The organism is Burkholderia sp. IMCC1007 (assembly GCF_027257875.1).
In the GTDB taxonomy this organism is placed as follows: domain Bacteria; phylum Pseudomonadota; class Gammaproteobacteria; order Burkholderiales; family Burkholderiaceae; genus Burkholderia.
The window spans coordinates 1-26,879 of sequence record NZ_JAPVQY010000008.1; the positions used below are offsets into that span (position 1 = coordinate 1).

At 64.3% G+C, this 26,879-nt stretch carries 24 protein-coding genes; 12 read left to right on the forward strand and 12 right to left on the reverse strand.

Translation table 11 applies throughout. The features are described from left to right. The 3 genes from O1Q03_RS10055 to O1Q03_RS10065 all read left to right on the forward strand — a co-directional run. Positions 1-711, forward strand: a 711-nt coding sequence (locus O1Q03_RS10055) for a 3-hydroxybutyrate dehydrogenase (RefSeq protein WP_269503140.1), incomplete at its 5' end; no start/stop codon positions are given. 131 nt (positions 712-842) lie between these two features. After that, positions 843-2,060, forward strand: a complete 1,218-nt coding sequence (locus tag O1Q03_RS10060; RefSeq protein WP_269503142.1) for a patatin-like phospholipase family protein — start codon at positions 843-845, stop codon at positions 2,058-2,060. A 60-nt stretch (positions 2,061-2,120) separates the two neighbouring features. Further along, the gene (locus tag O1Q03_RS10065) at positions 2,121-2,585 is read left to right on the forward strand and encodes a hypothetical protein (RefSeq protein WP_269503143.1); all 465 of its coding nucleotides are present in this window, start codon (positions 2,121-2,123) and stop codon (positions 2,583-2,585) included. Positions 2,586-2,840: 255 nt separating this feature from the next. On the opposite strand, the gene O1Q03_RS10070 is transcribed toward O1Q03_RS10065, so the two are convergent. After that, entirely contained in the window at positions 2,841-3,725 is an 885-nt protein-coding gene (locus O1Q03_RS10070; protein WP_269503144.1) for a LysR family transcriptional regulator, read from the reverse strand. Positions 3,726-3,843: 118 nt separating this feature from the next. On the opposite strand from O1Q03_RS10070, the gene argC reads away from it, so the two are divergent. Beyond that, positions 3,844-4,791 carry an N-acetyl-gamma-glutamyl-phosphate reductase gene (gene argC / locus O1Q03_RS10075; protein ID WP_269503145.1) on the forward strand — a complete coding sequence of 316 codons (948 nt, stop codon included), beginning with the start codon at positions 3,844-3,846 and terminating at the stop codon, positions 4,789-4,791. 147 nt (positions 4,792-4,938) lie between these two features. Here the strand turns inward: argC and O1Q03_RS10080 are convergent, their stop codons facing one another. Further along, positions 4,939-5,862 (reverse strand): LysR substrate-binding domain-containing protein, encoded by a 924-nt coding sequence (locus O1Q03_RS10080; protein WP_269503146.1) that lies wholly within the window; start codon positions 5,860-5,862, stop codon positions 4,939-4,941. A gap of 117 nt (positions 5,863-5,979) precedes the next feature. Here O1Q03_RS10080 and O1Q03_RS10085 point away from each other — a divergent pair, with 117 nt between their 5' ends. Then, positions 5,980-7,065 carry a tartrate dehydrogenase gene (locus O1Q03_RS10085; protein ID WP_269503147.1) on the forward strand — a complete coding sequence of 362 codons (1,086 nt, stop codon included), beginning with the start codon at positions 5,980-5,982 and terminating at the stop codon, positions 7,063-7,065. Positions 7,066-7,564: 499 nt separating this feature from the next. Here the strand turns inward: O1Q03_RS10085 and O1Q03_RS10090 are convergent, their stop codons facing one another. The 4 genes from O1Q03_RS10090 to O1Q03_RS10105 form a co-directional block, all read right to left on the reverse strand. Next, complete coding sequence (locus O1Q03_RS10090; RefSeq protein WP_027781811.1) at positions 7,565-8,044, reverse strand: nuclear transport factor 2 family protein; 480 nt, start codon at positions 8,042-8,044, stop codon at positions 7,565-7,567. Positions 8,045-8,098: 54 nt separating this feature from the next. Next, entirely contained in the window at positions 8,099-8,713 is a 615-nt protein-coding gene (locus O1Q03_RS10095) for a TetR/AcrR family transcriptional regulator (RefSeq protein ID WP_269503412.1), read from the reverse strand. A 670-nt stretch (positions 8,714-9,383) separates the two neighbouring features. Beyond that, entirely contained in the window at positions 9,384-10,412 is a 1,029-nt protein-coding gene (gene tdh / locus O1Q03_RS10100) for an L-threonine 3-dehydrogenase (protein ID WP_098554394.1), read from the reverse strand. Between the two features lie 13 nt (positions 10,413-10,425). Then, positions 10,426-11,625: a glycine C-acetyltransferase gene (locus tag O1Q03_RS10105; protein ID WP_269503150.1), complete on the reverse strand. Its 1,200-nt coding sequence runs from the start codon at positions 11,623-11,625 to the stop codon at positions 10,426-10,428. Between the two features lie 161 nt (positions 11,626-11,786). Between O1Q03_RS10105 and O1Q03_RS10110 the strand changes: the two genes are divergently transcribed. From O1Q03_RS10110 to O1Q03_RS10120, 3 genes are all read left to right on the forward strand, one after another. Beyond that, a complete protein-coding gene (locus tag O1Q03_RS10110) occupies positions 11,787-12,398 on the forward strand; it encodes a helix-turn-helix domain-containing protein (protein ID WP_269503151.1) in 612 nt (203 codons plus the stop codon). A gap of 128 nt (positions 12,399-12,526) precedes the next feature. Beyond that, positions 12,527-12,904, forward strand: coding sequence for a DUF2471 family protein (locus O1Q03_RS10115; protein ID WP_269503413.1), 378 nt, complete (start codon positions 12,527-12,529; stop codon positions 12,902-12,904). A 106-nt stretch (positions 12,905-13,010) separates the two neighbouring features. Then, positions 13,011-14,024, forward strand: a complete 1,014-nt coding sequence (locus tag O1Q03_RS10120; protein ID WP_269503153.1) for a tyrosine-type recombinase/integrase — start codon at positions 13,011-13,013, stop codon at positions 14,022-14,024. A gap of 139 nt (positions 14,025-14,163) precedes the next feature. Here O1Q03_RS10120 and O1Q03_RS10125 read toward each other — a convergent pair whose 3' ends face one another. After that, complete coding sequence (locus O1Q03_RS10125) at positions 14,164-15,345, reverse strand: DNA-binding protein (RefSeq protein ID WP_269503414.1); 1,182 nt, start codon at positions 15,343-15,345, stop codon at positions 14,164-14,166. 1,821 nt (positions 15,346-17,166) lie between these two features. On the opposite strand from O1Q03_RS10125, the gene O1Q03_RS10130 reads away from it, so the two are divergent. Next, a complete protein-coding gene (locus O1Q03_RS10130; RefSeq protein WP_269503154.1) occupies positions 17,167-18,531 on the forward strand; it encodes a replication initiation protein in 1,365 nt (454 codons plus the stop codon). A gap of 89 nt (positions 18,532-18,620) precedes the next feature. On the opposite strand, the gene O1Q03_RS10135 is transcribed toward O1Q03_RS10130, so the two are convergent. After that, positions 18,621-19,682 carry a ParB/RepB/Spo0J family partition protein gene (locus O1Q03_RS10135; RefSeq protein WP_175691088.1) on the reverse strand — a complete coding sequence of 354 codons (1,062 nt, stop codon included), beginning with the start codon at positions 19,680-19,682 and terminating at the stop codon, positions 18,621-18,623. Positions 19,683-19,705: 23 nt separating this feature from the next. Beyond that, entirely contained in the window at positions 19,706-20,368 is a 663-nt protein-coding gene (parA, locus tag O1Q03_RS10140; RefSeq protein WP_269503155.1) for a ParA family partition ATPase, read from the reverse strand. A gap of 399 nt (positions 20,369-20,767) precedes the next feature. On the opposite strand from parA, the gene O1Q03_RS10145 reads away from it, so the two are divergent. Together O1Q03_RS10145 and arsC are read left to right on the forward strand one after the other, a co-directional pair. Continuing rightward, positions 20,768-21,079: a hypothetical protein gene (locus tag O1Q03_RS10145; RefSeq protein WP_269503156.1), complete on the forward strand. Its 312-nt coding sequence runs from the start codon at positions 20,768-20,770 to the stop codon at positions 21,077-21,079. Positions 21,080-21,903: 824 nt separating this feature from the next. Next, a complete protein-coding gene (gene arsC, locus O1Q03_RS10150; protein WP_269503157.1) occupies positions 21,904-22,260 on the forward strand; it encodes an arsenate reductase (glutaredoxin) in 357 nt (118 codons plus the stop codon). 564 nt (positions 22,261-22,824) lie between these two features. Here arsC and O1Q03_RS10155 read toward each other — a convergent pair. Together O1Q03_RS10155 and O1Q03_RS10160 are read right to left on the reverse strand one after the other, a co-directional pair. Next, a complete protein-coding gene (locus O1Q03_RS10155; RefSeq protein ID WP_269503158.1) occupies positions 22,825-23,031 on the reverse strand; it encodes a zf-HC2 domain-containing protein in 207 nt (68 codons plus the stop codon). Further along, positions 23,009-23,608, reverse strand: a complete 600-nt coding sequence (locus tag O1Q03_RS10160) for an RNA polymerase factor sigma-70 (RefSeq protein WP_269503159.1) — start codon at positions 23,606-23,608, stop codon at positions 23,009-23,011. Before O1Q03_RS10160 ends, O1Q03_RS10155 begins: the two co-directional genes overlap by 23 nt. 367 nt (positions 23,609-23,975) lie before the next feature. Here O1Q03_RS10160 and O1Q03_RS10165 point away from each other — a divergent pair, with 367 nt between their 5' ends. Then, positions 23,976-24,530 carry an NADPH-dependent FMN reductase gene (locus O1Q03_RS10165; RefSeq protein ID WP_269503160.1) on the forward strand — a complete coding sequence of 185 codons (555 nt, stop codon included), beginning with the start codon at positions 23,976-23,978 and terminating at the stop codon, positions 24,528-24,530. 46 nt (positions 24,531-24,576) lie between these two features. Here the strand turns inward: O1Q03_RS10165 and O1Q03_RS10170 are convergent, their stop codons facing one another. Continuing rightward, positions 24,577-26,817 (reverse strand): hybrid sensor histidine kinase/response regulator, encoded by a 2,241-nt coding sequence (locus tag O1Q03_RS10170; RefSeq protein ID WP_269503161.1) that lies wholly within the window; start codon positions 26,815-26,817, stop codon positions 24,577-24,579. Positions 26,818-26,879 lie beyond the last annotated feature (62 nt).

Below are 26,879 nucleotides of genomic sequence, written 5' to 3' on the forward strand. Positions count from 1 at the left end.
CTCGCGAAAGCGGGTGCGGCCGTCGCGATCGCCGACCTGAACCAGGACGGCGCAAACGCGGTGGCCGACGAGATCAACAAGGCAGGCGGCAAGGCAATCGGCGTCGCGATGGACGTGACCAACGAAGACGCCGTGAACAGCGGCATCGACAAGGTGGCCGAAGCGTTCGGCTCGGTCGACATCCTTGTATCGAACGCCGGCATCCAGATCGTCAACCCGATCGAGAACTACTCGTTCGCCGACTGGAAGAAGATGCAGGCGATCCACGTCGACGGTGCATTCCTCACGACCAAGGCCGCGCTCAAGCACATGTACAAGGACGATCGCGGCGGCGTCGTGATCTACATGGGTTCGGTGCACTCACACGAGGCGTCGCCGCTGAAGTCGGCGTATGTGACGGCCAAGCACGGCCTGCTCGGTCTTGCCCGCGTGCTGGCGAAGGAAGGCGCGAAGCACAACGTGCGCTCGCACGTGGTGTGTCCGGGCTTCGTGCGCACGCCGCTCGTCGACAAGCAGATTCCGGAGCAGGCGAAGGAACTCGGCATCAGCGAAGAGGAAGTGATCAAGAAGGTGATGCTCGGCAACACGGTCGACGGCGTGTTCACGACGGTGCAGGACGTCGCGCAGACGGTGCTGTTCCTGTCGGCGTTCCCGAGCGCCGCGCTCACCGGCCAGTCGTTCGTCGTCAGCCACGGCTGGTTCATGCAATAACGCCCCCGCCTCCCTGACAGGGAGGCGACTCCCGCATCACCGCTCATTGTCACGATGGAACGTGCAGTGCCGTCGATCGGCGTCACTCCGTTCCGCTCCGCCATCCATGGCGGGATTTCTCGGAGTCACTGATGAAACCGCACGCGCGTACAGAAAAGCAGGCCGTCGATGCGGCGGACCTGCATCACGAAGCCGGTGCGCCGGCCGCTGCGCGGTCGCTGCCGTACGAAACGATCGCGCTCGTCCTGCAAGGCGGCGGCGCGCTCGGCGCGTATCAGGCCGGCGTGTTCGAAGGTCTGCACGAGGCCGGCATTCCCCTCGACTGGATCGCCGGCATCTCGATCGGCGCGCTCAACACCGCGCTGATCGCGGGCAATGCGCCCGAACATCGCGTCGAACGGCTGCGCGAATTCTGGGAAACGATCTGCCAGCCGGCGTTCTTTCCCGCGATTCCGGCCGCATTCGAATTCGCGCTGTTCAACAGCATCGATCAGGTCCGCACGTTCTTCACCGCGTCGCAGGCCGCGAGCGCGATGATGCAGGGCCAGCGAGGGTTCTTCGTGCCGCGCTTCCCGCCGCCGCTGCCGGGCGTGGCCGATCATCCGGAAAAGATCAGTTGGTACGACACGTCCGCGCTGCGCGCGACGCTGCTCAAGCTGTGCGATTTCGACCGGATCAACTCGGGCGAGACGCGCGTGTCGGTCGGCGCGGTCAACGTCGGCACCGGCAACTTCGTGTACTTCGACAATTCGCGCATTCGCCTCGCGCCCGAGCACTTCATCGCGTCCGGCGCGCTGCCGCCCGCGTTCCCGCCGGTCGAGATCGACGGCGAGTATTACTGGGACGGCGGCGTCGTGTCGAACACGCCGCTGATGGAAGTGCTGCGCGCCCGGCCGCGCAGCGACACGCTCGCGTTCCAGGTCGATCTGTGGAGCGCACGCGGGCCGCTGCCGCGCACGATGGCCGACGTCGCCGAGCGCACGAAGGACGTGCAGTATTCGAGCCGCACGCGTTTCGTCACCGACACGCTGCAGCGCGAACAGCGCTACCGCAACGTGCTGCGCCACGTGCTCGACCAGGTGCCGGAAGAACAGCGCAAGAACGATCCGTGGTGCGTCGAGGCCGATGCGATGTCGAGCGGGAAGAAGTACAACATCCAGCATCTGATCTATCAGCAGAAAGCGTACGAGCACCACTACAAGGACTACCAGTTCGGTCTGTCGACGATGCGCGACCACTGGTCCGCGGGTCTCGACGACATCCGCAAGACGCTCGCGGTCAAGGACGGCCTCGCGCTGCCCACCAACGACGCGGGCTTCATCACGCACGATATTCACCGCCGCCGCTAAGGCCATGTGCAACGGACCGGCGCGATGCCTGCGCCGGTCCGTCTTCCTTTACGATCCGACATGCCGATTTTCATTGCGCTATTCGCGCTCATCGCGCTGGGATGGGGCGCCGTTCACCTGTTTCACGTCATCGCCGCGCAGTTCGGCCAGCCGGTCGCGATCGCGGCCGCCGTGCTCGCCGCCGCGTTCGTGATCGCGCTGATCGCGTGGTGGATCAAACGCCGCCGCGACATCGCACCGAACACGAAAGAACAAGGCTGGACTCACATCGTGCATCGCGCGTGGGGCGAGTTGCGCGTGTCCGCGACGCAGGGGCTGCTGTGGCTGTCGCATGACGGCGCGGACGGCCGCTATACGCTGTCGCAACTCGACGGCTGCGACGCTGAGCCGATCGATGGCCGCTGGCATCTCGTCGTGCGCGTGCGCGACGGCGCGCGCGGCGAATGGAAACTGCCGATGATGGACAAGCGCGACGCGCAGCGCTGGGCGCGCGTGCTGATGCTCGCGAAGGACAATCGGCTGTAACGGACTGGGGGCGCGGGCGGGGCGGCATACGGCTGCGTGTGGCGCATGACGGATGGCGCATGATGGACGACGCATGGCGCATGACGCTCGGCGAGCCGGAATGCCGCTCGCGCTATGCATGCTGCATCCGCCGCGCCGCAACTGCGGCGCCCGTTCCGGCCGACGACACCGCTGTTCTGGCGCCTGCCGACCGCATTCGTCGGCGGCCCCGCTCGCGCGAAGGCGAGCGAACCCCGCCACGCCCCACCCGCTTCCCTATCGCGCGCCGAGCGCCCATAACGCGTCGAGCACATGCTGTGTCGGCCGCTCGACCGGCCCGGCCCGATGCGCGATGCCCAGTTCGCGCCACAACGCCGGACGCAGCGGCCGCATCACGATCCGCGCGTCGGGCAGCGGGGCGCCCGCCTCATGCGGCAGCAGCGTCGCGCCGTACCCCGCGGCAACCAGGCTCTTGATCGCATCGTTGTAGTTGAGTTCGATACGCGGCTCGGGCCGATGGCCGCCGAGCGCGAACCATTCGGTCGTGAGCCGCGACAGGCGCGTGGTCGCATCGTTGAGGATCAGCGGACGCGCAGCCAGATAGGCCGACGTCACACGCGCCGGGAGCTGCCAGTCGGCGGGCAGGAAGGCCAGCACCGGGTCGCGCCGCCACGCGCGGATCGACAGCCCCGCGACCGCCGGCTGCGGCAGCGCAACCAGCCCGACGTCGAGCGTGCCCTGCGCAATGCGCGCCAGTGTGTCGGACGACGTGAGCACCGCGATCTGCACGTCGATGTCCGGATGCTGCTCGCGCAACCGGGCCACCGCCTGCGGCAGCAGATGCGCGATCGCGCCGGTCGACGCGCCGAGGCGCACTCGTCCGGTCAGCCCCTGCACCTGCCGCTGCACGTCGTCGAGCGTCGACTCGACCTCGGCCAGCAGACGGCGCGCCCGCTCCACCAGCGCTTCACCGATGGTCGACGGCCGCACGTTGCCGCGCGTGCGGGACAGCAACGGCGCGCCGATGCGGCTCTCGAGTTCGGCGACGTGAAGACTGACGGTCGGCGGCGCGAGATGAAGCAATTGCGCCGCGGCCACGAAGGATCCCTGGTCGGCGATTGCGACCAGCGTACGCAGCCGGTCCAGGCTGATCTCGCGCATTCCCACCTCTCGTTCAGGAAAACTGAATCCGGCAATCAGGAAATTCAACTTTTCCTATTCTAGGCGTTCGACGGACGATACGGTTTTCCCGACGTCCGAAGCAAGGAGCGCGACCACCATGAGCTTCCCCACTGTCTACATCGACGGCGATCAAGGCACGACCGGCCTGCAGATCCACGAGCGCCTGCGCGATCGCACCGACCTGCGGCTCGTCACGCTGCCGAACGCCGAACGCAAGGACCCCGCGCGGCGTGCCGAAGCGATCAACGCGTCCGACATCGCGATTCTGTGCCTGCCCGACGCCGCCGCGCGCGAGGCGGTCGGGTTCATCCGGAATCCGGCGGTACGCGTGATCGACGCGAGCTCGGCGCACCGTACCGACCCGGAATGGGTCTACGGCTTTCCCGAGATGGTCGAGGGGCACGCGCAGAAGATCGCACGCGCACGGCGCGTCACCAATCCGGGCTGCTATCCGACGGGCGCGATCGGCCTGCTTCGGCCGCTGCAACAGGCTGGCCTGCTGCCGCGCGACTACCCGGTGAGCATCCACGCCGTGTCCGGTTACTCGGGCGGCGGACGCAGCGCCGTCGACGCATTCGAATCGAACGGTGCGCCTCGCGCGAAACCGCTGCAGGTCTACGGCCTCGCGCTCGCGCACAAGCACGTGCCGGAAATCCAGCTGCATGCCGGGCTCGCACACCGTCCGCTGTTCGTGCCGGCTTATGGCGCCTATCGGCAAGGCATCGTGCTGACCGTGCCGATCGACTTGCGCGTTCTGCCGCCCGGCACGACCGGTGAGTCGCTGCATGCATGTCTCGCGCACCATTACGCCGACGCGCGTCATGTCGAGGTCACGCCGCTCGCGGACGCGCGCACGATCACGCATCTCGATCCCGAGGCGCTGAACGGTACGAACGACCTGCGGCTCAGCGTGTTCGTCAACGACGAGCACGGTCAGGTGCTGCTGTCCGCCGTGTTCGACAACCTCGGCAAAGGCGCATCCGGCGCGGCCGTGCAGAATCTCGATCTGATGCTCGGTGCGACGAACGTGGCGGAAGCGGCGTAAGCCGCGTGTGGACATCGTCGTGGGCGTGGCCGCCGAACAGAGCGGCGACGCCGTCGCATTTGCGGCTCGTGACGCTATCGCGAGCCGTCAAACCGCATCAGCGGATGCGCGAAACTTGCTCCCGTAAAAGCTCACCTTTGGACGATTTCAGCCCGCATCGTCGTTCGCCGCGGCATTCAGACCGGCGAACGTCTCGGCCAGAAAGTCGACGCACACGCGCACCTTCGCCGACGCCGCGACGCGTTCCGGATACACGGCCCAGATGTTCGCCGGCTGGTGCGCTTCCGGCAGCACGCGGCGCAGCGCGCCCTGTTCGATCAGCGGCCCCGCTTCCCAGATCGAACGCAACACGATCCCGCGCCCGGCCAGCGCCCATTGCACGGCCACCTCACCGTGGTTCGTCGACAGCGCGCCGCCGACCTTCACGGTTGCCGTCTCGCCGCGCAGGTTCAGCCGCCAGACGCCGAACGGATGGTCGCGCTCCTTGATCGCGAGACAGTCGTGCGACGCGAGATCCGCGAGCGAGCGCGGCGTGCCGCGTCGCGCGAGATAGTCGGGTGACGCGCACAGCACGCGATAGTTCGCCGCAAGGCGGCGCGCGATCAGGTGATCGGCGATGTCGTCGCCGATGCGCACGTCGAGGTCGTAGCCTTCGCCCGCGACGTCGACGAGCCGGTCGAACAGATCGAGCCGCACGTTCAGCTGCGGGTAGCGCGCGGAGAAGTCGAGCAGCGCCGGCGCAACGACATGCCGGCCGAAGCCGAAACTGCTCGAGATGCGCAGCGTGCCGCGCGGCACCGTGCGCGTGGTGGACACGTCTTCGACGAGATGGTCGACGTCGTCGAGGATCTTCTCGGCGCGCGCGAACACGCGCTCGCCGGCTTCCGTGACCGTCACGCGACGCGTCGACCGGTGCAGCAGCCGCGTGCCGAGCTGCGCCTCGAGCAGCGCGATACGCTTGCTGACATACGCAGGCGACACCGCGAGCTGCTCGGCGGCCGCGCTGAAGCTCGTCAGGCGGACGACCAGGCTGAACACGCGCAGGTCGTCGAGGTTCGGCGATTTGTTCACGATTCGTGGAAAGTCGATTAACCTTTCACGCGATTTTAATCCGAATGGAAATAAATAAAATGGCGTCATGTGCCGCTGCGCATGCTGCCAGCGGCCCGACCAGCCAAGGAGACTTGCATGAGCGACAGGACCTACAAGATTGCCGTGATTCCCGGTGACGGCATCGGCCGTGAAGTGATGCCCGAGGGGCTGCGCGCGCTGGACGCCGTCACGGCGCGTTTCGGCATCCGCTTCGAGTTCGAGCAGATCGACTGGGCCAGCTGCGAGTACTACGCGCAGCACGGCAAGATGATGCCGGACGACTGGAAGGCGCAGCTGTCGGGCATGGACGCGATCCTGTTCGGCGCGGTCGGCTGGCCCGCGACGGTGCCCGATCACATTTCGCTGTGGGGCTCGCTGCTGAAATTCCGCCGCGAATTCGACCAGTACATCAACCTGCGGCCCGCGCGCCTGTTCGATGGCGTGCCGTCGCCGCTCGCCGGCCGCAAGGCGGGCGACATCGACTTCATGATCGTGCGCGAGAACACCGAGGGCGAATATTCGTCGGTCGGCGGCACGATGTTCGAAGGCACCGAGCGCGAAGTGGTGATGCAGCAATCGATCTTCACGCGCCACGGCACCGAGCGCGTGCTGAAGTTCGCGTTCGATCTCGCGCAGCGCCGCGCGAAGCGCCTGACCGTCGCGACGAAGAGCAACGGCATCGCGATCAGCATGCCGTGGTGGGACGCGCGCGCGGCCGAGATGGGCGAACGCTATCCCGAGGTCGCCGTCGACAAGCAGCACATCGACATCCTGTGCGCGCGCTTCGTGCTGCAGCCGGACCGCTTCGACGTGGTCGTTGCATCGAACCTGTTCGGCGACATTCTTTCCGACCTCGGGCCGGCCTGCACGGGCACGATCGGCATCGCGCCGTCGGCGAACCTCAATCCGGACCGCACGTTCCCGTCGCTGTTCGAACCGGTGCACGGCTCCGCGCCCGACATCGCGGGCCAGTACGTCGCAAATCCGATCGCGATGATCTGGTCGGCGGCGATGATGCTCGACTTCCTCGGCAACGGCGCGGGACGCGAGCGCGAAGCGCACGACGCGATCGTCGCGGCGATCGAGGACCTGCTGCGCACCGGGCCGCGCACACGCGATCTCGGTGGTCAGGCGGGCACGCGGGAAGTGGGCGAAGCGATCGCGGCGCGGATCGCCGGCTGATCGAGCGCTGCGGGCAGTGCGCAGCTCGATGGGAATCGGTGCATGTCGGGTTCGGCGGTGAGCGACACGACATGCCGCTGCGCACCTGAACCCCATTCGGATGCGTGTGTGTCAATGCATGCGTTTCGCGGTCGTACGGTGAGCGACGCGATTCGATGACACGCACGGTTGGGTGCCGCTGGCGCGTCGGCGATGAGGATCGCGTTGAAGTCGAGCGATGAGTTGCATCGGGTGTCGATACCCACCGATCCAACTTCACCGCGCGCGTTTTACGAATGCGCGTGCATTCGATGCTTCTGTGTGCAATCGCGCGGGCTCACGTGAAGTTCGATACGTGAAGTTCGATCGGTGAGGTGCAGCGCGTAAAACGCCACACCGCACGCACAGAAAGCGCGTTCTCCCGAAAACCCTCACCTCAACGCAGCGCCCCCGTATTTCCTCACCTTTGAACACAGGCGTCGCGCTCGACGTACGATCGGGCGCGACGTTATCGTGTTCGTCACAGCCCGAGATCGGACAGACCGGGATGATCGTCCGGGCGACGACCGAGCGGCCAGTGGTACAAACGATCCGCTTCACGGATCGGCAGATCGTTGATGCTCGCATGGCGATGCGCCATCAGTCCGTTTTCGTCGAACTCCCAGTTTTCGTTTCCGTATGAACGGAACCAGTTGCCGGCATCGTCGTGCCATTCGTACGCGAATCGCACCGCGATGCGATTGCCGCCGAACGCCCACAGCTCCTTGATCAGCCGATAGTCGAGCTCGCGCGTCCATTTCCGCTGCAGCAGGCCGACGATCTCGTCGCGGCCCGTCACGAACTCCGCGCGATTGCGCCAGCGGCTTTGCGGCGTATAGGCGAGCGACACGCGCTGCGGATCGCGCGTGTTCCATGCATCCTCCGCGGCGCGCACTTTCTGGCGCGCCGTTTCGAGCGTGAAGGGCGGAACGGGCGGACGAACTTCCGGGGAAGCGGACATGGGATGCTCCTGTTCAAGGTTCTGGCCGCGCACGAGCGTGGCCGTCGGGACGAACTACTTCGATGATCGGGAAACCGTGTCGAGCAGCAGCTCGGCGGCGGCGCGCGCGTCGCGCGCGGCGTTTGCATCGCCGCTGACGAGGGCCACGCCGATCGCGCCGTCGATCAATACCAGCCATTGACGCGCGAGACGGGCAAACCCGCGACGCTCGATCCCGGCTTCGTCGGCATACGCGTCGAACCGCTCGCGCACGAACGCCAGCAAGCGCTCCTTGTGGATGCGCGCGACGACCCGCACCGGATCGTCGGCGTCGGCAATCTCGCCGGACGCGTTCAGGAATGCGCAGCCGTGAAAGTCGGGTTGCGCAAACCAGTCGCGCAGTACGTCGAACATGCCGAGCAGGTGCGCGCGTGGAGATTTGCCGCGCGCGAGCGTCGCGTCGACGAACCAGCGCATCCAGCGCTCGTCGCGACGTTCGAGTGCGGCGACGACCAGCGCCTCTTTCGATTCGAAATACGAATAAAAGCTCTTTCGCGCCGCGCCGGACCGCTTCACGATCGCATCGACGCCCGTCGCGTGGATCCCGCCCGAGTAGATCAGCGCCTCGGCCGCATCGAGCAGCCGGTCGCGAACGGCCGGTTCGCCGGAGAGTGCATTGGGTGTGTTCATGCGTTTACGGTAGAACGATCGTTCTCCGCCGTCAATGTTCGCGTGAAAAAGCCCTGTCGGTGAGAGGGCCGAACGTCGCGTGCTTCCAGTGGGCAAGTGGCGTCTTGCGGGCGGAGTTCGGCGCATGTTTGGATGTCCGCGACTCGAACCGCGATGGTTCAACGGTGAGCAGATCGAATAGCGGGCGGCGCACCGATCGGTGCGGCGTAGCCGAATGGTGAGTTCTTTCCGGTTGTTCACTTCACGCTCAAGGTTGTCATGGGAACATGGCTGAACCTCGGCCCGCGAGTCATTCCGCAACGGGCATCTATTCAATCGCGCGCTGTGAATGCGCGCCGGCAAAAAATCGAACGGTAAGAAGAAAGACGCGCGCCGAATGCGCGTGACAGAAGGGCGACCCTGATGGGTGAGATGCATGCGTGATTGCATGTCACCGAAGCGGTCCGAGGAATCGTAGTGTTCGTCGTCGCATCGCAGCCGGGAAGCTGCGTGTAGCCGCTGAATTCAACGTCCACGTGTGCCGCGAAAGCGCGATCGAGCCGCCATTCGGCACGCAAACACAGCTCCCGAATATTCTCACCTTACGCGTTCGTCGAAGCCGATCGACGTCGACGAACGTTCCAAACACCAGCGGGGCAGCCGGAAAACAGGCCGACGGCCCCGCCGGCGCTCAGACGGTCCAGTCGAGAATCACCTTGCCGCTTTCGCCGGACAGCATCGCATCGAAGCCTTTCTCGAAATCGTCGGCAGCGAAGCGGTGCGTGATGATCGGCGACAAATCGAGGCCGCTTTGCAGCATCGCGACCATCTTGTACCAGGTCTCGAACATCTCGCGGCCGTAGATGCCCTTGATCTCGAGGCCCTTGAAGATCACCTGGTTCCAGTCGATCGCCGTCTGCGCGGGCGGAATGCCGAGCAGCGCGACCTTGCCGCCGTGATTCATCGCCTCGAGCATGCTCGTAAACGCGCTCGGCACGCCGGACATCTCGAGACCGACGTCGAAGCCTTCCGTCATCCGCAGGTCGGCCATCACGTCGCGCAGCGACTCGCGTGCGACGTTGACCGCGCGCGTCGCGCCCATCTTGCGTGCGAGTTCGAGGCGGTAGTCGTTGATGTCGGTGATCACGACGTTGCGCGCCCCGACATGCTTCGCGATCGCCACAGCCATGATGCCGATCGGGCCTGCGCCGGTGATCAGCACGTCCTCGCCGACGAGGTTGAACGACAGCGCCGTATGCGTCGCGTTGCCGAACGGATCGAAGATCGACGCGAGATCGTCGGAGATCTCGGGCGGAATCTTGAACGCGTTGAACGCGGGAATCGCCAGATACTCGGCGAATGCGCCTTCGCGGTTCACGCCGACGCCCACCGTGTTGCGGCACAGATGGCGGCGCCCGGCGCGACAGTTGCGGCAGAAACCGCAGGTGATGTGACCTTCGCCGGATACGCGATCGCCGATCGCGAAGCCGCGCACTTCCTGCCCCATCTCGACGATCTCGCCGACGTATTCGTGTCCGACGTGCATCGGCACGGGAATCGTCTTCTGCGCCCAGTCGTCCCACTTCCAGATATGGATGTCGGTGCCGCAGATCGCCGTGCGGCGAATCTTGATCAGCACGTCGTTGTGTCCGACTTCGGGGCGCTTCACACGCGTGAGCGTGAGGCCCGGGCCGCGTTCGAGCTTTGCCAGTGCTTTCATGATCGCGCCTCCGTCAGACGATACCGAGCGACTTGCCGACGCGCACGAACGCGGCGACCGTCTGGTCGATCTGTTCGGGCGTATGCGCGGCGCTCATCTGCGTGCGGATGCGCGCGCGACCGCGCGGCACGACCGGGAACGAGAAGCCGATCACGTAGATGCCTTCGGCGAGCAGCTTGTCGGCCATGTTCGTCGCGAGCTGCGCGTCGCCGAGCATCACCGGGATGATCGGATGCGCGCCCGGCACGAGCGTGAAGCCAGCGGCAGTCATCTGTTCGCGAAACCGCACGCCGTTCTCGCGCACGCGCTCGCGCAGCTTCGCGCCTTCGTCGCTGCCGAGCAGTTCCAGCACCTTCAGCGACGCGGCGGCGATGCTCGGCGTCAACGTGTTCGAGAACAGGTACGGGCGCGAACGCTGACGCAGCAGTTCAACGATCTCGCGACGCGCCGCCACATAGCCGCCCGATGCGCCGCCGAGCGCCTTGCCGAGCGTGCCGGTGATGATGTCGACGCGGCCGTCGACGCCGCAATGCTCGGGCGTGCCGCGGCCATGCGCGCCGATGAAGCCGACCGCGTGCGAATCGTCGACCATCACGAGCGCGCCGTAGCGATCGGCGAGGTCGCAGATGCCTTTCAGATCGGCGATGATGCCGTCCATCGAGAACACGCCGTCGGTCGCGATCAGCTTGTGGCGCGCGCCCGCTGCGTCCGCTTCCTTGAGCTTCGCCTCGAGGTCGGACAGGTCGTTGTTCTTGTAGCGAAACCGCTTCGCCTTGCACAGACGGACGCCGTCGATGATGCTCGCGTGATTCAGCTCGTCGCTGATCACCGCGTCGTTCTCGTCGAGCAGCGTCTCGAACAGGCCGCCGTTCGCGTCGAAGCAGCTCGAATAGAGGATGCTGTCTTCCGTGCCGAGAAACGACGCCAGCGCGCTTTCGAGCTGCTTGTGCACAGTTTGCGTGCCGCAGATGAAGCGCACCGATGCCATGCCGAAGCCGTCCTGGTCGAGGCCGGCCTTCGCCGCGTCGATCAGGCGCGGATCGTTCGCCAGACCCAGATAGTTGTTCGCGCAGAAATTGAGCACGCCGGCACCGCCGGCGAGCCGCACGGCCGCGGCTTGGGGACTCGCGATCTCGCGCTCGGTCTTGTAAAAACCGTCCGCGCGGATCTGGTCGAGCGTCCCGCGCACCTGGGCGAGAAAGGCATCACGCATCGCAAAGCTCCTGACAGGGTTTCGCAATCCGTTCCGTGCCACTCGTGGCGGCAGCGCAACGGCCTGCTGCTGTTATAGTCGGTCGTTCGGTTGACCGCATTTATCCTATATTCCGAACTAGAATTCGAAATACCGAACAACTCTAAGCGAACGGAAACCAAATGGCAAGTTCCTCCGGGTCGCGGCGCACGCGTGCCGACGCCGCACCGCAGCAGCCGGCCGCGACGCCGCCGCGTGTCGGCGAGCAGATCCAGCGCCTGCGCAACGAGCGCAAGCTCACGCTCGACGACCTGTCGCGCGCGGCCGGCGTATCGAAGTCGATGCTCTCCGAGATCGAGCGCGACAAGGCCAACCCGACGATCGCGGTGGCTTGGCGGCTCACGAACGCGCTCGGCATCACGCTCGACGAACTGTTCTCGCAACCGAAAGCGCCCGAGACGATCCGTGTGGACGGCCCGCACGACATTCCGACGCTGGCTGGCCACGACGGCCGCTACCAGTTGCGCGTGTGGGGCCCGATCGACCTGGCCGGCAAATTCGAGTGGTACGAACTGACGCTGCCGGGCGGCGGCGCGCTCGTATCGAACGCACACGAACCCGGCACGCGCGAACACCTGACCGTGCTGCAGGGCGCGATGGAAATCGAAGCCGCCGACGCGAGCCGCCGCCTGAAAGCGGGCGACACCGCCCGCTATCCGGCCGACACGCCGCACGCCATCCGCAACCCCGGCAAGGCCGAGGCGCGCGCACTACTGATCGTGATTCATCGCTGACGATGCGTATAGCTGGCCGAATGGCCAGTTGCGGAAAATACTGTATGTTTGTACAGTATACGGACATTCCGCCATGCATGGCCGGGTCGGCGCACCGAGGCGCCTGCTTCGGCCGACAGGAGCCTGCGATGACAGAAGAACAAGATTTGGCCGCGCTCAGCTTCAAGGCTGCCGCGCACGACCTCGAACTGATCGTCCGCCATATTGCCGGGCGCTACATCCGCCAGCGCGTCCCGCTGTCGTGGCGTCTGCTGCACGCCATCGAAGCCGAGGCGCTGGCCGATCTCGGCTTTGCCAGCCGGCATGAAGCCGCTATGCGCCAGTTGTTCGAGCGCCCGTCGGACATGACCTTTCCCGAAACGGACGATCCGATCGATTTCGGCCGATCGAACGCACTCCCAGCCGTGTTCTCGTTCGCGGTGCTCGCCTATGAAGCAGCGGCAGCGTCGCAGAACGCGTCGCCGCGCGAGCGCGCGCCCCGTCCGTCGAAGGCTTGGGGCGACTGACGCCACGCCCGGGCCGTCCAGCGCGGCGGCCTGCTCCAGCATCCTGCTTACTGCCCGAGACGTTGCGGAAAGGGCTACCATACACGCAACTAACGGAATAAATAACATGTCTCTTCCCACGCCCCCCGACATCCCCGCACGGCCTGAAGAAAAGGACCTGTTCGACCGCGGCGCGTCCGACTGGATCGTCTCGCCCGAAACCGCGTTCGACGCATGGCTTGCCATGCAGGACTACCGTCGTTCATCGGCCGACGTCTATCGCGCGCAATGGGGCGCGTTTCTCACCTGGCTGCGTGCTCATCAGAAGAACCTCGCCACCGTCGATACCGCGTCGATCGCTCACTTCGTCGGTGAGCTTCCGATCCGGAAAACGCAACGAATGCGCTATTTGAGATTGATCGAGCGCGTGCTCGACCATATCCGGCGCACCGAGTTCGCATCGACCAACCCTGCCCGCTTCATTGCTCAGGATGGCGAAGCGACTTGGCGAAAGGCCCGTGACAACGAGCCGACCGGTTTCCTGACACCGACTGAACGCGCGAAGTTGCTCGCTTACCTGTTTTCGCCAATCGGCGTGTCCGGTTCCGCGTACTGGAAGGAGCGGCGTGATCGCGCGCTCGTTGCCGCGTTTCTCGGCGCTGGCGTGAAAACCGGCGAAGCGCGTGCACTTACGATTAGTTGCATCAATACCAGCGGCACATCGTTGCAGATCCAGTCGACGCATCCCGATTTCGCGCGCGAAACCCATCTCGCATCGTTCGCGATCGCGTTGCTGGAAGCATGGCTCGTGGAACGCAAGCGTCAGGAAATTCCGGGCGAACTCGTGTTCCCCGCATCGCATGCCGGCCGGCCGATGCACAAGGCAACGATGCTGCGCGCGATCGACGCGATCGTCGAATCCGCCGGGCTCACGTCGTCGCGCACTGCGCGCGCGAGTCCGCAAACGCTGCGCAACACCTACGCGGCCGAACTGTTCGAACACGACGTGCCGCCCGAGCGGGTCGGCAAATGGCTCGGTTTCATGCGCCCGATCTCGTCGAACCGCCTGCATCGCGCGTGGAAAAACTGGCGCGATGATCTCGCCAACGGTGATGCGTCCGACCAGGACGAAACTCACTGATTCGGAAGCGGCTGCTCACGCGACATGATGCGTGAGCGGCCTTGTGTGGCGCCGCCTCACCGTTTTGCGGCTCCCGAAAAACCTCACCTCAAGCTTCCCGGACAATCTCACCTGTGACACCGCGCCGGCGATCGGCGGCTCAGCTGCGCGCAAAGCGCGCGACAGCCTCGAATCGGGAAGGCCATGGCCCCGACGCATGTTCACATTCCGGGCACGACACTTCGAAGCCGTCGTCGCCACGTGACAACTCCGGCTCTCCGTCGCAATGCGGGCACTCGTTCGGGACCGGTATCTCGTGATCCAGCGACGTCCCGATCGCGGAAAACGCGTCTGCGTCGAGCTGGCCGGCATCGGCCAGCCGCCGAATCAGCGCCGAGATCTCCGGACTCATGCCGCGGCTCGCGCGCAGCGTGTTCGCCTCGCGCGTCGCGCGTTCCAGTTCGTCGCTCTGGGTGCGCAACTGCTCTTCGAGCCGGTCCGCACGGGCCTTGGCCGAACTCAGTTGCTGAAGAAAATCGAATTCTTTGCGTTGCACGTCGCGCAGGCCGCTCTGGTACGTCGAAGCCATGCTGCGCAGCGAATCGAGTTCGACCAGCATCGGTTTGACGCGGCGCTCGGCTTCGGCCACCGCGTCCTTGATCTGCTGCGCATAGTGTTCGGTGCGCTGCTGCAATTCGGCTTGCAACGTATCGATGCGATCGCGTAACGCAGCGTTCTGCGTCTGTTCGGCGTCGACGCGGCTGGCCATGGCAGCCAGTTCCTTCTCCAGTCGGGCGACTGTGGTGAGCAGCGTCGCTTCGTTTGCCGAACCGTGCGTCGATTGCGACGCGAGTTGCACTTCGAGTTCGGTCACGCGTGCTTGCAGCTGGTCGTTGCGGGTTTCGCTGCGGGCCAGCGCGCCTTCGAGCGTTTCCTGGCGAACGGTGGCGTCGCGCAGGCGCTGCTCCGCGTCGGTCACGGCTGCACGAATCTGTTCACGGTCGCCGTCGAGGCTTTCCCGGGCGGCTTTCAACGCTTCTTCATAGAGCGCACCAAGCAACGCGGCCGCCTTTTCCTCCACAGCTTTCGGAATCGCCGCGCCGTCGAGCCTGACCTTGGACGCGGAGCGGATGCGCTCCCAGAAGTGATCGATGTCCTTCGGAATGTCGCTGGCGCTGCCCGTCTGGGTCAGATCCCGGACATTGGCGGCCGACGGCCGAATGCCGAGATCGAAGAACAGACGCTTGCACGCATGCAGCGACAATTCCTGACGTCGAGCGCCGCTCGCGCGCAGCGATTCGAGTTCTTCCCGGATGGCGTGACGGATTTCATCCAGCGTCATGGCGTGGCTCACAGACATTGAGATGTTGCGATCATAACGAAATACGTATTTTTTGATACTTTTTTTCGTCGACCGTCGCGAATTTACGTCGCTTCGCACAGAAATCGGGTCTGTGAGGCGATTCACGCGAGTGGCGCTTCAAATCCCGTGAAACAAAGCGAAGAATGGCTGTCAAGTCATTGTATTACAAGCGTTTTCATGCACGCCTCCAAAAAGGGCATTTGTTTCACATGACAGCCGACATCGCAGCCTGTGGGTGTTCAGGGGTTGGTGTGTCTGTGGAAAACTCGGGAACGAAGGTCTTGAGAGTATTAGAAGTAAACACCCTTGAACCCTTAGTTAAAAACGTTAACGCCACGGCACAGCCTTATCCAGCAAGGCTTTCCGGCCGACAAGGTGAAGTTTTACGGGACCCAAGGTGATCTTTTGCGGGAGCAGAAGTGATGGGGTTCGGGGAGCTGCGTGAGCCGATGCAGGAAAGGTCGTGAGCGGATTCGGGATCACAGTCAAACACGCGTTTTTTCAAAGGTGAGGCTTTTCGGGGCCATACAGCCACAGAACCCGCGCTGTGCCTGCGTGCACAGATTTCTGCCTGTGCAGACATAGGTGAGATTTTGCGGGACCTTCTTCGCGCCCTGATTCTGCCCATCTTTTAGGCGTTTTTCCCGAAAGGTGAGGTTTCACGGGACTCACAGCAGATTTGCTGTGAGGATTTCCGGGAACCGGCCGCCATTTTGCACAGAAAAGCGCGCTGCGGGGCCTGTGATGCCCGAAAGGTGAGGCTTTTCGGGACGCAAATCCGGGGTTTCCTGCCCGCATCCCGCTGAGGTGAGGTTTTTCGGGAGCTAGATCACAGCCGGAGATCATGCTCACAGGTGAGGATTTTCGGGAGTCCAATTTGCCCGGAAATTGGTCAAAGGTGAGCCTTTTCAGGACCTGTGACCCGAGTAATTCGCTGAAAAGCCCGCCAGGACTGGCCGAAATCCGATTTTCGCTGTGCCACTTTTTGGCACAGGTGAGGTTTTTCAGGAGTCGGCACACAGCTGTCGCACTCGCTTCGAGGCCGGAAAGGTGAGGCTTTTCGGGGGGAGATCGTCCAATGCAGCCGAACGCCAGTTGCGCCTAAGTATCGGATGCGATTGAGATTTTTGATACCGCGCCAGTTACGGTGAGATTTTTCGGGAGTCGCTTTTGCGTCCGTTGCAGCGCCGTTTTTTTCAATAAGGTGAGGCTTTTCGGGAGGTCTTGCCGGCTAGTCCCGCGCGTGTCGGGGATTCGTCGACGAGCGGGTCACAGGATTACGGTTCGCTTGGGTGAGGATTTTCGGGACCGAACGTATTCTGTGCGCTGTACAATGCGCGCCCGGGCCTGTGAAGCGGACCCGCTTCACGCTCCGGAGCCGCTTTTCGGGTTGTGTTTCCGTATGCCGCGCGTGATCGCGATCCGCCGGCCAGCCGCGCCTGTACATGCATACAGGCCTGCACAGGGCCCTCGCAGCGATGCCGTGCGATGCAGCGGAGACGCTGTGACCGATGCACGTCGGAGGAGTCGTAAAATTACGACAAATCTAAAGGTGAGGTGATACGGGAGCCGGTTCCGCACGTGTCGCGCACAGGCAAAAATCTGTGAACCGGCGCATCCCGCGACACGTCTGGAAGAGTCCGGAACGCCCGGATTTCGGACCGGTGAGCGTTTTCGGGAGGCCGTTGGGGTGAGTGCCGCTTTGCACGCGCGCTTCACCGGCTATGGTGAGTATGTCGTTCTGGACGCACATCACCACAGGCGCTATCCTTCCGGGAAACTTCTCCTCCGACCCGACGCATGGCCACGAAGCGCGCCAAGAAAACCGATGTGGATGTGGTGAGTGCCAGTTCAGCCGAATTGCGTAAGGCCGTCGAGGCGATCGCAATTCAGCCGAAGAGCGGCAAGATCACGCTCCTTACCCGCAAGCTGTTCAACGTCCTGCTCGCCGTCGCGCAGCAGGCCGACGACTCGGGCGATACCTATCGCGCGCTGCTGTCGGACATCGTCGCCAACTCCGCCTTCGATTCGAACGACACCGCACTGGTGAAGGAACACCTGCGCCGCATGGTGTCGGTCCAGGTCGAATGGAGCACGGGCACGTCGAGCCAGAAGCCGGGCCGCAAGTGGGGCATTTCGACGCTGATTGCCGATGCCGAAATTCTCGAGGATCCGGCCACCCGCCGCGTGTGGGTCGAATTCTCGTTCGCACCGAAGATCAAGAAGAAGCTGCTGGACCCGGTGCAATACGCGCGCCTGAGCCTGCAGTTCCAGAGCCAGCTGCGCAGCAGCGCGGGTCTCGCGCTGTACGAAATCTGCGTGCGCTATCTGACGAACCCAAGCCATCTGACGATGCGCGAACCGTGGGAATGGTGGCGTCCGATTCTGTCGGGCACGCCGGATACTGAAGCCGGCGACGAGGCGAAGCGCGAGTACAAGTACTTCAAGCGCGACTATCTGCGCCCGGCGATCGCCGAGGTCAACGCAGTCACCAACATCTTCGTCGAGCTGATCGAGCATCGTGAAGGGCGGCGGGTCGCGGAGATCCAGTTCCGCGTGACCGAACGCAAGCAGCCGATGCTCGCGCTCGACGAGCATCCGAACGTGTTCGACAGCACGCTGGTCGACCGGATGGTGAAGCTCGGGATCCCGCTCAAGGAAGCGCAGACGCTCTACGCGGACAGCGAGGAAAACCGGATCCGCGCGGCGCTGCAGATGACCGAGCAGCGGATGCGCAGCACGACGCTGCCGCCGGTGCGCAGCGCGCCGGCGTTGTTCAAGGATGCGCTGAAGAAGGGTTATGCGCCGCCGGTGGAGTCCGTCGATGCGCTGCCGGCCGGCACGCCGTCGGCGAAGGTCGTCGCGCCGCAGCCGGACGATTTGAAAGCGCGTCTGCTGAGCGAATTCGCGGCGTTCCGCCGCAAGGAAGCGAAGGTGCTCTACGAGGAGCAGGGCGACGCCGAGCGCGAAGTGGCGCTCGAGTCGTTCGAGTCGGAGGTGTTGCCGACGATGGGCTCGCACCTGCGTGACGACTGGCGCAAGCGCGGCCTCGAGTCCAAGCTGGCCGAGACGGCATTTTTCGACTGGCTGGCCCAGAAGACCTGGGGCGAGCCGACCGACGGCGACCTGCTGTCGTTCACCCTGAATCAATCGCGGGCCGCCTGAGGCCCGCTCAGGCCCACTGACGGGCCGCCCGCCGGCCGCCGCCTAAGCGGCGGGTCCGGCGGATCTCCAGGCCGCACCGGCCGCTTCCGTCACTCCGACAACAGCATCCGTTCGAGCTGCTCGAGGATCGCGTCGCGCTTTTCCTTCGGAAGCCCGCGCAGGCGCAGTTCGATGCGGTCTTCGCCATACGACTTCAGGTCGCCGACCGACTTGCCGCCGAGCTTGATCTCGAGACGTTGCGCATAGCGCTGCCGCCCCGCCGGCTTCGGCGTCTCTTGTGCCGCGACACGGCCCTTGACGATGTCCGACACCTGACGCGTGCTGAGGTCGTCCGACACGATCTTGTTGATCAGTCGCAGCGTGGCCTCGGTGCCGCGCGCATTGTGATAACGGCCGACCTGATACGCCATGTTCGAACCGAAGCGATCGGGACGCGCGACCATCTCCTGCATGACCGCTTCCGGCAGCTTGCCGATCGACAGCGCAACGGCGACCGTCGACTCGTCGAGGCCAAGATGTTCGGACAGCTCCTTCTGGCTCTGGAAATGTTTGTCGTCGAGGAACCGGCGCCACACGACGGCGTTATCGAAGACCGTCTGCGAATCGCGTTGCACGTTCAGGTCGTACCCGAGCTTGTAGCTCTGGATACCGATCGGCACGTCGATGACGATCGCCTTCACCGATTCCTTGTTCGCTTCCTTCAGTGCGCGTACGCGGCGGCCGCCGTCGCTGACGAAATATGTGCCCGGATTGTCGTAGTCCGGAATCACGTGAATCGCCTGCTGTTGCCCTTGCTTCGCGAGGTTGACCGCGAGCTCGGCGATCGACGATTTCAGATAGAAGTGCCGCGGGTTGAACGGGCTATGCTTGATCGTCTTCAGCGGCAGCTCGATCACCTGGCCAGGTGCATAGCGGTTCTCGAGACGCCACGCGCGATATTGCGCCGACTCGTCGGTCGACGGATCGAGCAGGACTTCCGGCACGGGCGGCGGCGCGATGTCCTTTTTCGCGGACTTCGTCGGGGCCGGCGTGGCCGTCTCGGACTTGACGATGCCGTCGATGGCATTCAGGCGGTCAAGCGCAGTGCGCTTCTCGCTCGTCGTGATATCCGGGCGCGCTTGGAATCCTTTTGCAAATTGGGAGGGCTTCATGTGACTCCTTTATGCGCATAAAGTCAGGGCAGCATGGCGACGATTTCGTCGGCACATGCGCGAATTTCCGCAGCGGCCAGCTTGGCGCCGCGATCGTTCATCTGCAGCACGGTCTGACCGAGCGCCATCGCCTGCTTGTACGCTTCCCGGGTCGGGATTTGCGTTTTCAACAGCGGGAAGCCGAGATCCTCGAGTGCGCGCTTGAGCTCGCGCGTCAGCATCCGTTTCTCTTCGGTCTTGTTCAGCAGGAACACGGCGCGGAGGTCTTCATTCATCACTTGCGCCTGCTGGATCAGCTTGACCAACCCGACGCTCGACCAGTAATCGGCCGGCGACGACGAAGTCGGGATCACGGCAATCGACGCGGCCAGCAGCACGACGCCCGATACTTTCTCGGTGATCGACGGCGGGCAATCGACGACGATGATGTCGTAGTCGTTGATGAACTTCTTGATCTCGCGATGGATCTGGCCGCCGGCTTCGGCAAGGTTGACGACCGGGAAAGGAATGCCGGCGTCGCTGTCGCCAGACGCGCTCGACCAGTGAATCAGTGTGTTTTGACCGTCAGCGTCGATGACGAGGACGCGCTTCCCTTTCTCGTGGAATGCCGCGCCGAGGTGCATGGCAATCGTGCTTTTGCCGACGCCACCTTTTTGTTGAGTGACTGCAATGATTTCTGCGGCCAATTTCCACTCCTGTTTTTGGTCGTTGGAATTCTACAGGACGATATTTATATTTCAATGAAATTGTCGTTCACCAACTACGCGTTAGCCATTCGGGCTATCGGTTTATGCGCATAAACGAGACGGCCAATATCGAGTGGCTGAGGCGCCGCAGTTGTGCGGCTAGGGACGATCGATGAGTGGCTGGATAGTGGATCGGCAGACGGGTCGATTTCATGTCGCAGATGCCAGTCGCTCGCTGCGATGTGGAGGCACCTGCCCTCTCGCTTGTTCAGGAGGTCTGCTTCCTTCGAGGGGGGAGTTTGTGCGCATAAACTTCGGAGCGTGCGGCGGCTATTCGCCGGTGGGAGCAGCGTTCGACCTTCGCCTGGACAGGTGCGTCCTCTCTCGTGGACTGCCGAATTGCTCGGGATGCTCGGGATGCTCGGGATGCTCGGGATGCTCGGGATGCTCGGGATGCTCGGGATGCTCGGGATGCTCGGAACGCTCGGAACGCTCGGAACGCTCGGAACGCTCGGAACGCTCGGAACGCTCGGAACGCTCGGAACGCTCGGAACGCTCGGGACGCTCGGGATAGCGCGGCCGCTGCGTATAGGTCCCCTCGGTGTTTATGCGCATAAACGCGTCGAAGATGGCGATTGCAACGGGCTGACGACGAGTACATGGGGCGACGAGCGTTGCCGCTCGGAATGCTATCGAGCCCTGCCCCGCTGACTGCTGCAGGACGCAAGTGCAGGCCGAGCGGAGAGATGGCCACTAGACCTGCTCGCATGCGCGGAGCTTTATGCGCATAAATTCAATGAGGCGGCGCGCTCGGCCATCGTCATGCATCGACTCGATGCTGGCCGGTGGCCGTATCCGTCAGGTGTGCCGCAGGCCTGCCAAGACCGTGCGCGCCGCGTTCGACTGGAAATCGGCGATGAACCAGTTTGCTATCCTGTTCGGCGAGCGATTTATGCAGGCTCGTAGATAACCTGTTGTTCAACCGCCTCACCCACAAAAATGCGGACAGGTTCGGCCATCGTCATGCATCGACACGATGCTGGCCGGTGACCGTATCCGTCAGGTGCACCGCCGCCCTGCCATACCGTGCGGGCTGCGTGCGACTGGAAATCAGCGATGAACCAGTTCGCTATCCTGTTCGGTGAACGATTCACGCAGGCGTGTGGATAACGCGTCGTTTAATCCCCTCACCCACAAAAATGCGGACAGATTCGCCAGATGCGTTCGCGAACCTGTCCGCTTTGCTGCGCTCGGTACGTCACCGGGTGGCCATTGTTGGCCAAGTCGCTTCTCCGGCCGCGAGCGTCGTGATGCTCGACGGCGCAACACGCTTTATGCGCATAAACGTTTCAACCACCTTCGCTCGGACGTGTTCCGGCGACATACTCCTCCGCCCGCCGGATCTACCCCCCTCGCAATCTCGTTCCCGCCTCGCCGAATCCAACACGCTCGCAATTTCGTCGCTGCCCCGAGCCGCCGAAATACCCGCAATCAGACTGGCTACAATACTGACCTCTACCATCCAGGCCTGAAAGATGATCACGATCTATCACAACCCCCGATGCTCGAAGTCACGCGAGACTCTCGCGCTCGTAGATACACTGAACACGACCGGCACCCAAGTGAACGTAGTCGAGTACCTGAAGACGCCGCCGACCGTCGAGGAACTTGCAGTGCTGCATCGTCAGCTGGGCCGTCCGGTGCGCGATATGCTTCGCGATGGCGAGGAGCCGTACAAGACGCTGGATCTGGCTCGCGCGGATCTCACCGATGCCCAGGCATACGAAGCGATTGCCGCTCATCCGATTCTGCTGCAGCGTCCGATCGTCGTGTATCGAGGCAAGGCCGCCATCGGGCGACCGCCTGAATCGGTGCGCACACTGTTCGAATAATTATTGTTCGCCGTATTTTTCTGGTCACATCAGCCCGGCGCACGAGCACCGGGTTGATTGGGAAGATCGCTCTCCGCGACTACCGCGCAGCGACACCAGCGACACGACGCTTGGAAAGCGCACCGGGTCGGCGGGCCAAATCGCGCACCGCCGACACCTCTCCATACCGTCCTTCCCGCCGCACGGAAACCGCAGCCGCCAGCAAAACAACGCACAGATACAACGGCCGAGCGCAACCGATTACCCGAGTACATTCGCAGACCGCCGCCACCGCCCACATCACGCAGCCACGCCACGCAGCCCACGCCACGCAGCCCACGCAGCCCACGCCACGCAGCCCACATCACGCAGCCCACATCACGCAGCCCACATCACGCAGCCCACATCACGCAGCCCACATCACGCAGCCCACATCACCGCAGCCCACATCACCGCAGCCCACATCACCGCATGCCGTGCAAATCACACCAGCAGCGTAAAAGCAGCGATCACCACACCAACACCAACAGCAACACCACCATCGTCAACGCCCCCCACATCACCGGCCGCAACGACATCCCCCCTCTAACCACCCCCCGCCGTGTCCTCCCCCTCCCTTCCCGCCGCCGCCTGCGCAGCAGCCCTCAGCATCCCGATCTGTCCGCGATAAGCCCTGCATCCGCTACAAATCGGCAAATGCACACGCACCTGCATCCGCTCGTGCGGCGTCAAACGCCGGTCGAGCGCATCCGACAGCAGTCGCGTCACGTCAGTACATTTCCCCGGCAGCATCTTCGGTCGTCAGTCCTTTTTCGCTGAGGCAGGTGCGCAGGCGCGTGCGCGCCCGGTACAGCAGCACGCTGCAATGATTGGTCGTCAACGTCAGTTCGCTGCAGATGTCGTCGACCGCGACATCGAGGAATTCGCGCATCATGAACACGCGTCCGATTTGCTCGGGAAGATGGTCGAGGCAGACCTGGAACAGCGTCCAGAACTGCTGTTGCTGCAACAGCGTCTCGGGGCGCGGCCACGGTCGCGGCTTCGTATGCGCGGCCCAGTGCCCGTTTTCCTTGAACAATTCGCGATCGAGCACAGCTTCGCCATCGAGTTCGGCATCGAGCGCGGACAGGCTCACCATCCGCTGCCGTGCGCGCAGGACGTCGATCAGCTTGTTGCGCAGGATGCCGAACACCCAGGTCTTGTGCGCGGACCGTCCCGCAAATTCCCCGGCGTGCGACCACGCGGCGGTCAGTGCTTCCTGCACGGCATCTTCGGCCGCGTCGGCGTCGCGGAGCTGAAGTCGCGCGAAGCGCAGCAGGTCATGCCGCAGTTGGGCCAGATAAGCAGGGTCGTCGTACGCGGACGGCATGGCGGGTCGGAAGCCTCACGAAGCGAGCGCGAATACGCCACCGGGCGGGCGCGTCGCAGTGCGAGCAGCTTACTGGGCGCCACGTCGGCCCGCAACGCATGTTCCGTCGCGAATTCACGAACGCGGCCGGTGCGCTGCGCTATGCTTGCCGGAACCCAGCGTCGCGTGCAGCGAAGTCGCGACGCGGCCGATTTGTAACATCAGACGATAATGACCAAGTTATCCACAATTTCTGTGGAAAACCTTGTGGAAAGTCGGCCCAGTCGCCCCGTGGGACGGCTCGCGGGCTGGCTTGCCTATAAACAGACCTTTGTCGTCTGTCCAGCATCAATCGATCCGATTCCTCACTCACCGGAAGGAGAATGCCATGCCCTATCGTGTAGCGGTCGTCGTCGGCAGCCTGCGCCGCGGTTCCTGGAACCGCGCGCTCGCGCATGCCGTGGTTTCGCTCGCCCCCGCCGACTTCTCGTTCGAATTCGTCGAGATCGGCGAACTGCCGCTGTACAGCCAAGACTACGACGCCGACTTTCCGGAAGTCGCGCAGCGCTTCAAGCAGTCGATCGAAGCCGCGGATGCGCTGCTGTTCGTCACGCCGGAGTACAACCGGTCGATTCCGGGCGTGCTGAAGAATGCGCTGGATTGGGGCTCGCGTCCGTGGGGCCACAACTCGTGGTCGGGCAAGCCGGCTGCGGTGCTCGGCACGTCGCCGGGCGCGGTGGGCACGGCGCTCGCGCAACAGCACCTGCGCAACGTGCTCGCGTATCTCGATGTGAAGACGCTCGGCCAGCCCGAAATGTTCATCAAGCACGACCCGGCCCGCATCGACGATCAAGGCCAGATCGTCAGCGAGGACACGCGCAAGTTCCTGCAGGGCTTCGTCGATCGCTACGTCGGCTGGGTCCGCTTGCTGAAGGCGGCCTGAGCACCGCCTCCTTCACGCTGCCGGTGCCTGACTCGCGCGCCGCGGTTCAGGTGCCGGTATGCCGCGCATCGCGCGCTTCGCGAATCCCGAGCAGGATCTCGTCGAGCAGCGCGATGTCGAACGGCTTCGACAGCACGCGCACGTTGACGGTGCGCGTGCGGTCGAGTTCTTCCGCATAACCGGTGACCAGGATCACGGGCAGCTTCCCCGGCCGCTTGTCGATGGCCTCGGCGAGATCGATGCCGTTCAGCCGGCCCGGCATGTGGATATCGGAGATCACGAGGTCGAACGCATCGTTCGCGGCCGCGCCTTCGATCAGGCGCAACGCGTCGTCGGCGGTGGGCGCATAGGTCACGCGGTGCCCGAGCAGCGTGAGCAGCGCTTCGGTGCCGGCGGCGACTTCGCCGTTGTCTTCCACGAGCAGCACGTGCAGCCCGGCGAGCGCGCTGCTATCGTGAGCGACGGGCTGCGGCCGCGCGACGATGTCCTCGATGCGCGCGCGCGGCAGGTACAGGCGTACCGACGTCCCGGCGCCAACCGCGCTGTCGATCGTCGCCAGGCCGCCGGAACGTTCGCAGAACGCGAACACCTGCGGCAACCCGAGCCCCGTTCCCATCCCCTGCCCCTTCGTCGTGAACAGCGGCTCGAACGCCCGCGCGAGCACGTCGGGCGCCATGCCCGAACCCGTATCGTCGAGCGAGATCTGCACGAAATCGCCGGTCAGCGGAAAGCCGTCCTCACGGCGCAGCGTGACGTTGCGCGCGCCGACCGTGAAGCGTCCACCGGTCACCATCGCATCGCGCGCGTTGACCGCGAGGTTGATCACGGCGAGCTCGAGCTCCGCGACGTCGACGCGGATCGGCCAGACGCCGGGCTCGATCGCGACGACCAGCAACGACTTCGAACTGAGCGACGTCTTCAGCAGTTCGCGGCACGTGCCGAGCCATTGACCGACGTCGATCGTCTCGTTGTGCAGCGGCTGCTTGCGTGCGACGCCGAGGAGCTGGCGCGTGAGCGACTGGCCGTTCTTCAGCGCGCGTTCGATCGCGCCGAGCTCCTTGTCGAGATGCTGGACGCCGCGGCGCCGCACGATCTGCACGTTGCTCGAGATGATCATCAGCAGGTTGTTGAAGTCGTGCGCGACGCTGCCGACCAGATTGCCGAGCGCCTGCATCTTGCGCGACTGCCGGTACGCCGATTCGATCGAGCGCCGCATCGACGCTTCCGCCTGCCAGCGGTCCCACGCCTGCTCTTCCGCCTTCAGCCGCTTCAGCGACAGCCAGATCACCGACCATAGCGCGATCGACGGCGCGAACATCGAGATGAACAGCACGCTCAGGTGTTCGTACCATTCGCGCCAGATTGCCGAGGTGCGGTATGCGCAGGTCACGTACACGGGATAGCTGCCGACCTGGCGGTACGCGACGATCTCGCTGCTGCCGTCACGGCGCACGCGCACCACGCCCGCCCGCGGGTCACTGCGCGGGTTGCCGAAGGTCGCGCGAAGGTCGGTGTGCGCGAGCACCGGCGGCGGCGGGTACGACGCGATCACCGCGCCGTCGGAGCGCGCGAGCGCCATCGTCATCGGCGTGCTCGCACCGCCGAGCAGGTCGCGGTAGAACGCGTTGAAATACGACGACTTCAGCGCGATCGACACCATTCCGGCGAACGAACCGTCGGTGTGGCGTCGCGCGACGCCGGTGTTGAACACGGGGATGTTCTCGAGCTTGAGCGGCCCCATCATCAGCCGCGAGATGTGTTCGATCACCTTGCCGTCGCGGATGCCGGCGAAATCGTCGCGGTTCGCGATCGACGCATACGGCGCCGGATAGTACAGGCTGTTCGCGAGCAGCATCCCGCTCGCGCCGAAGATCGAGACGGCCGCGACCTGCGGATAGCCGCCGCCGATCGTGTTCAGCGCATCGTGAATGTCGGACTCCTCGTGGCGCACGGTGGCGTCGTCCATGTCCTGCACGAGGTCGACGATGCGCGCATCGAGGCTTTCGGTCAGGTCGAACACCTTGAGCGCGTGCTCCTCGGCGACGCGCACGGTGCGCATCGTCACGTCGCTCGCCGCGGCTTCGCGCGCCTTCAGGTCGTTGTACGCCATGACCGACACGTAGATGCACGGCAGCACGATCGCCGCGACGAGCAGCACGATCAGCGTGACCCGCCGGACCGCGAAATCGTGCTCGGGTGCACCGGATGCATAGCTGCCGTCGTCGTGCCAGTCGTCGGTGGGCGCAGAGGCGGATGTGCGGGAGTCGGCAGGCCGTTGGGACGTCATCAAAGGAAGCGGGTAAAGCAAAGTTGCATGCAATCATAAACGACTTGCGCGCGCCCACTGTG

Coding starts and splice junctions, on each gene's coding strand:
- O1Q03_RS10060 (WP_269503142.1), top strand. CDS start 843: ATGAAACCGCACGCGCGTACAGAAAAGCAGGCCGTCGATGCGGCGGAC.
- O1Q03_RS10065 (WP_269503143.1), top strand. CDS start 2,121: ATGCCGATTTTCATTGCGCTATTCGCGCTCATCGCGCTGGGATGGGGC.
- O1Q03_RS10070 (WP_269503144.1), bottom strand. CDS start 3,725: ATGCGCGAGATCAGCCTGGACCGGCTGCGTACGCTGGTCGCAATCGCC.
- argC (WP_269503145.1), top strand. CDS start 3,844: ATGAGCTTCCCCACTGTCTACATCGACGGCGATCAAGGCACGACCGGC.
- O1Q03_RS10085 (WP_269503147.1), top strand. CDS start 5,980: ATGAGCGACAGGACCTACAAGATTGCCGTGATTCCCGGTGACGGCATC.
- O1Q03_RS10090 (WP_027781811.1), bottom strand. CDS start 8,044: ATGTCCGCTTCCCCGGAAGTTCGTCCGCCCGTTCCGCCCTTCACGCTC.
- O1Q03_RS10095 (WP_269503412.1), bottom strand. CDS start 8,713: ATGAACACACCCAATGCACTCTCCGGCGAACCGGCCGTTCGCGACCGG.
- tdh (WP_098554394.1), bottom strand. CDS start 10,412: ATGAAAGCACTGGCAAAGCTCGAACGCGGCCCGGGCCTCACGCTCACG.
- O1Q03_RS10105 (WP_269503150.1), bottom strand. CDS start 11,625: ATGCGTGATGCCTTTCTCGCCCAGGTGCGCGGGACGCTCGACCAGATC.
- O1Q03_RS10110 (WP_269503151.1), top strand. CDS start 11,787: ATGGCAAGTTCCTCCGGGTCGCGGCGCACGCGTGCCGACGCCGCACCG.
- O1Q03_RS10115 (WP_269503413.1), top strand. CDS start 12,527: ATGACAGAAGAACAAGATTTGGCCGCGCTCAGCTTCAAGGCTGCCGCG.
- O1Q03_RS10120 (WP_269503153.1), top strand. CDS start 13,011: ATGTCTCTTCCCACGCCCCCCGACATCCCCGCACGGCCTGAAGAAAAG.
- O1Q03_RS10125 (WP_269503414.1), bottom strand. CDS start 15,345: ATGACGCTGGATGAAATCCGTCACGCCATCCGGGAAGAACTCGAATCG.
- O1Q03_RS10130 (WP_269503154.1), top strand. CDS start 17,167: ATGGCCACGAAGCGCGCCAAGAAAACCGATGTGGATGTGGTGAGTGCC.
- O1Q03_RS10135 (WP_175691088.1), bottom strand. CDS start 19,682: ATGAAGCCCTCCCAATTTGCAAAAGGATTCCAAGCGCGCCCGGATATC.
- arsC (WP_269503157.1), top strand. CDS start 21,904: ATGATCACGATCTATCACAACCCCCGATGCTCGAAGTCACGCGAGACT.
- O1Q03_RS10155 (WP_269503158.1), bottom strand. CDS start 23,031: ATGCTGCCGGGGAAATGTACTGACGTGACGCGACTGCTGTCGGATGCG.
- O1Q03_RS10160 (WP_269503159.1), bottom strand. CDS start 23,608: ATGCCGTCCGCGTACGACGACCCTGCTTATCTGGCCCAACTGCGGCAT.
- O1Q03_RS10165 (WP_269503160.1), top strand. CDS start 23,976: ATGCCCTATCGTGTAGCGGTCGTCGTCGGCAGCCTGCGCCGCGGTTCC.
- O1Q03_RS10170 (WP_269503161.1), bottom strand. CDS start 26,817: ATGACGTCCCAACGGCCTGCCGACTCCCGCACATCCGCCTCTGCGCCC.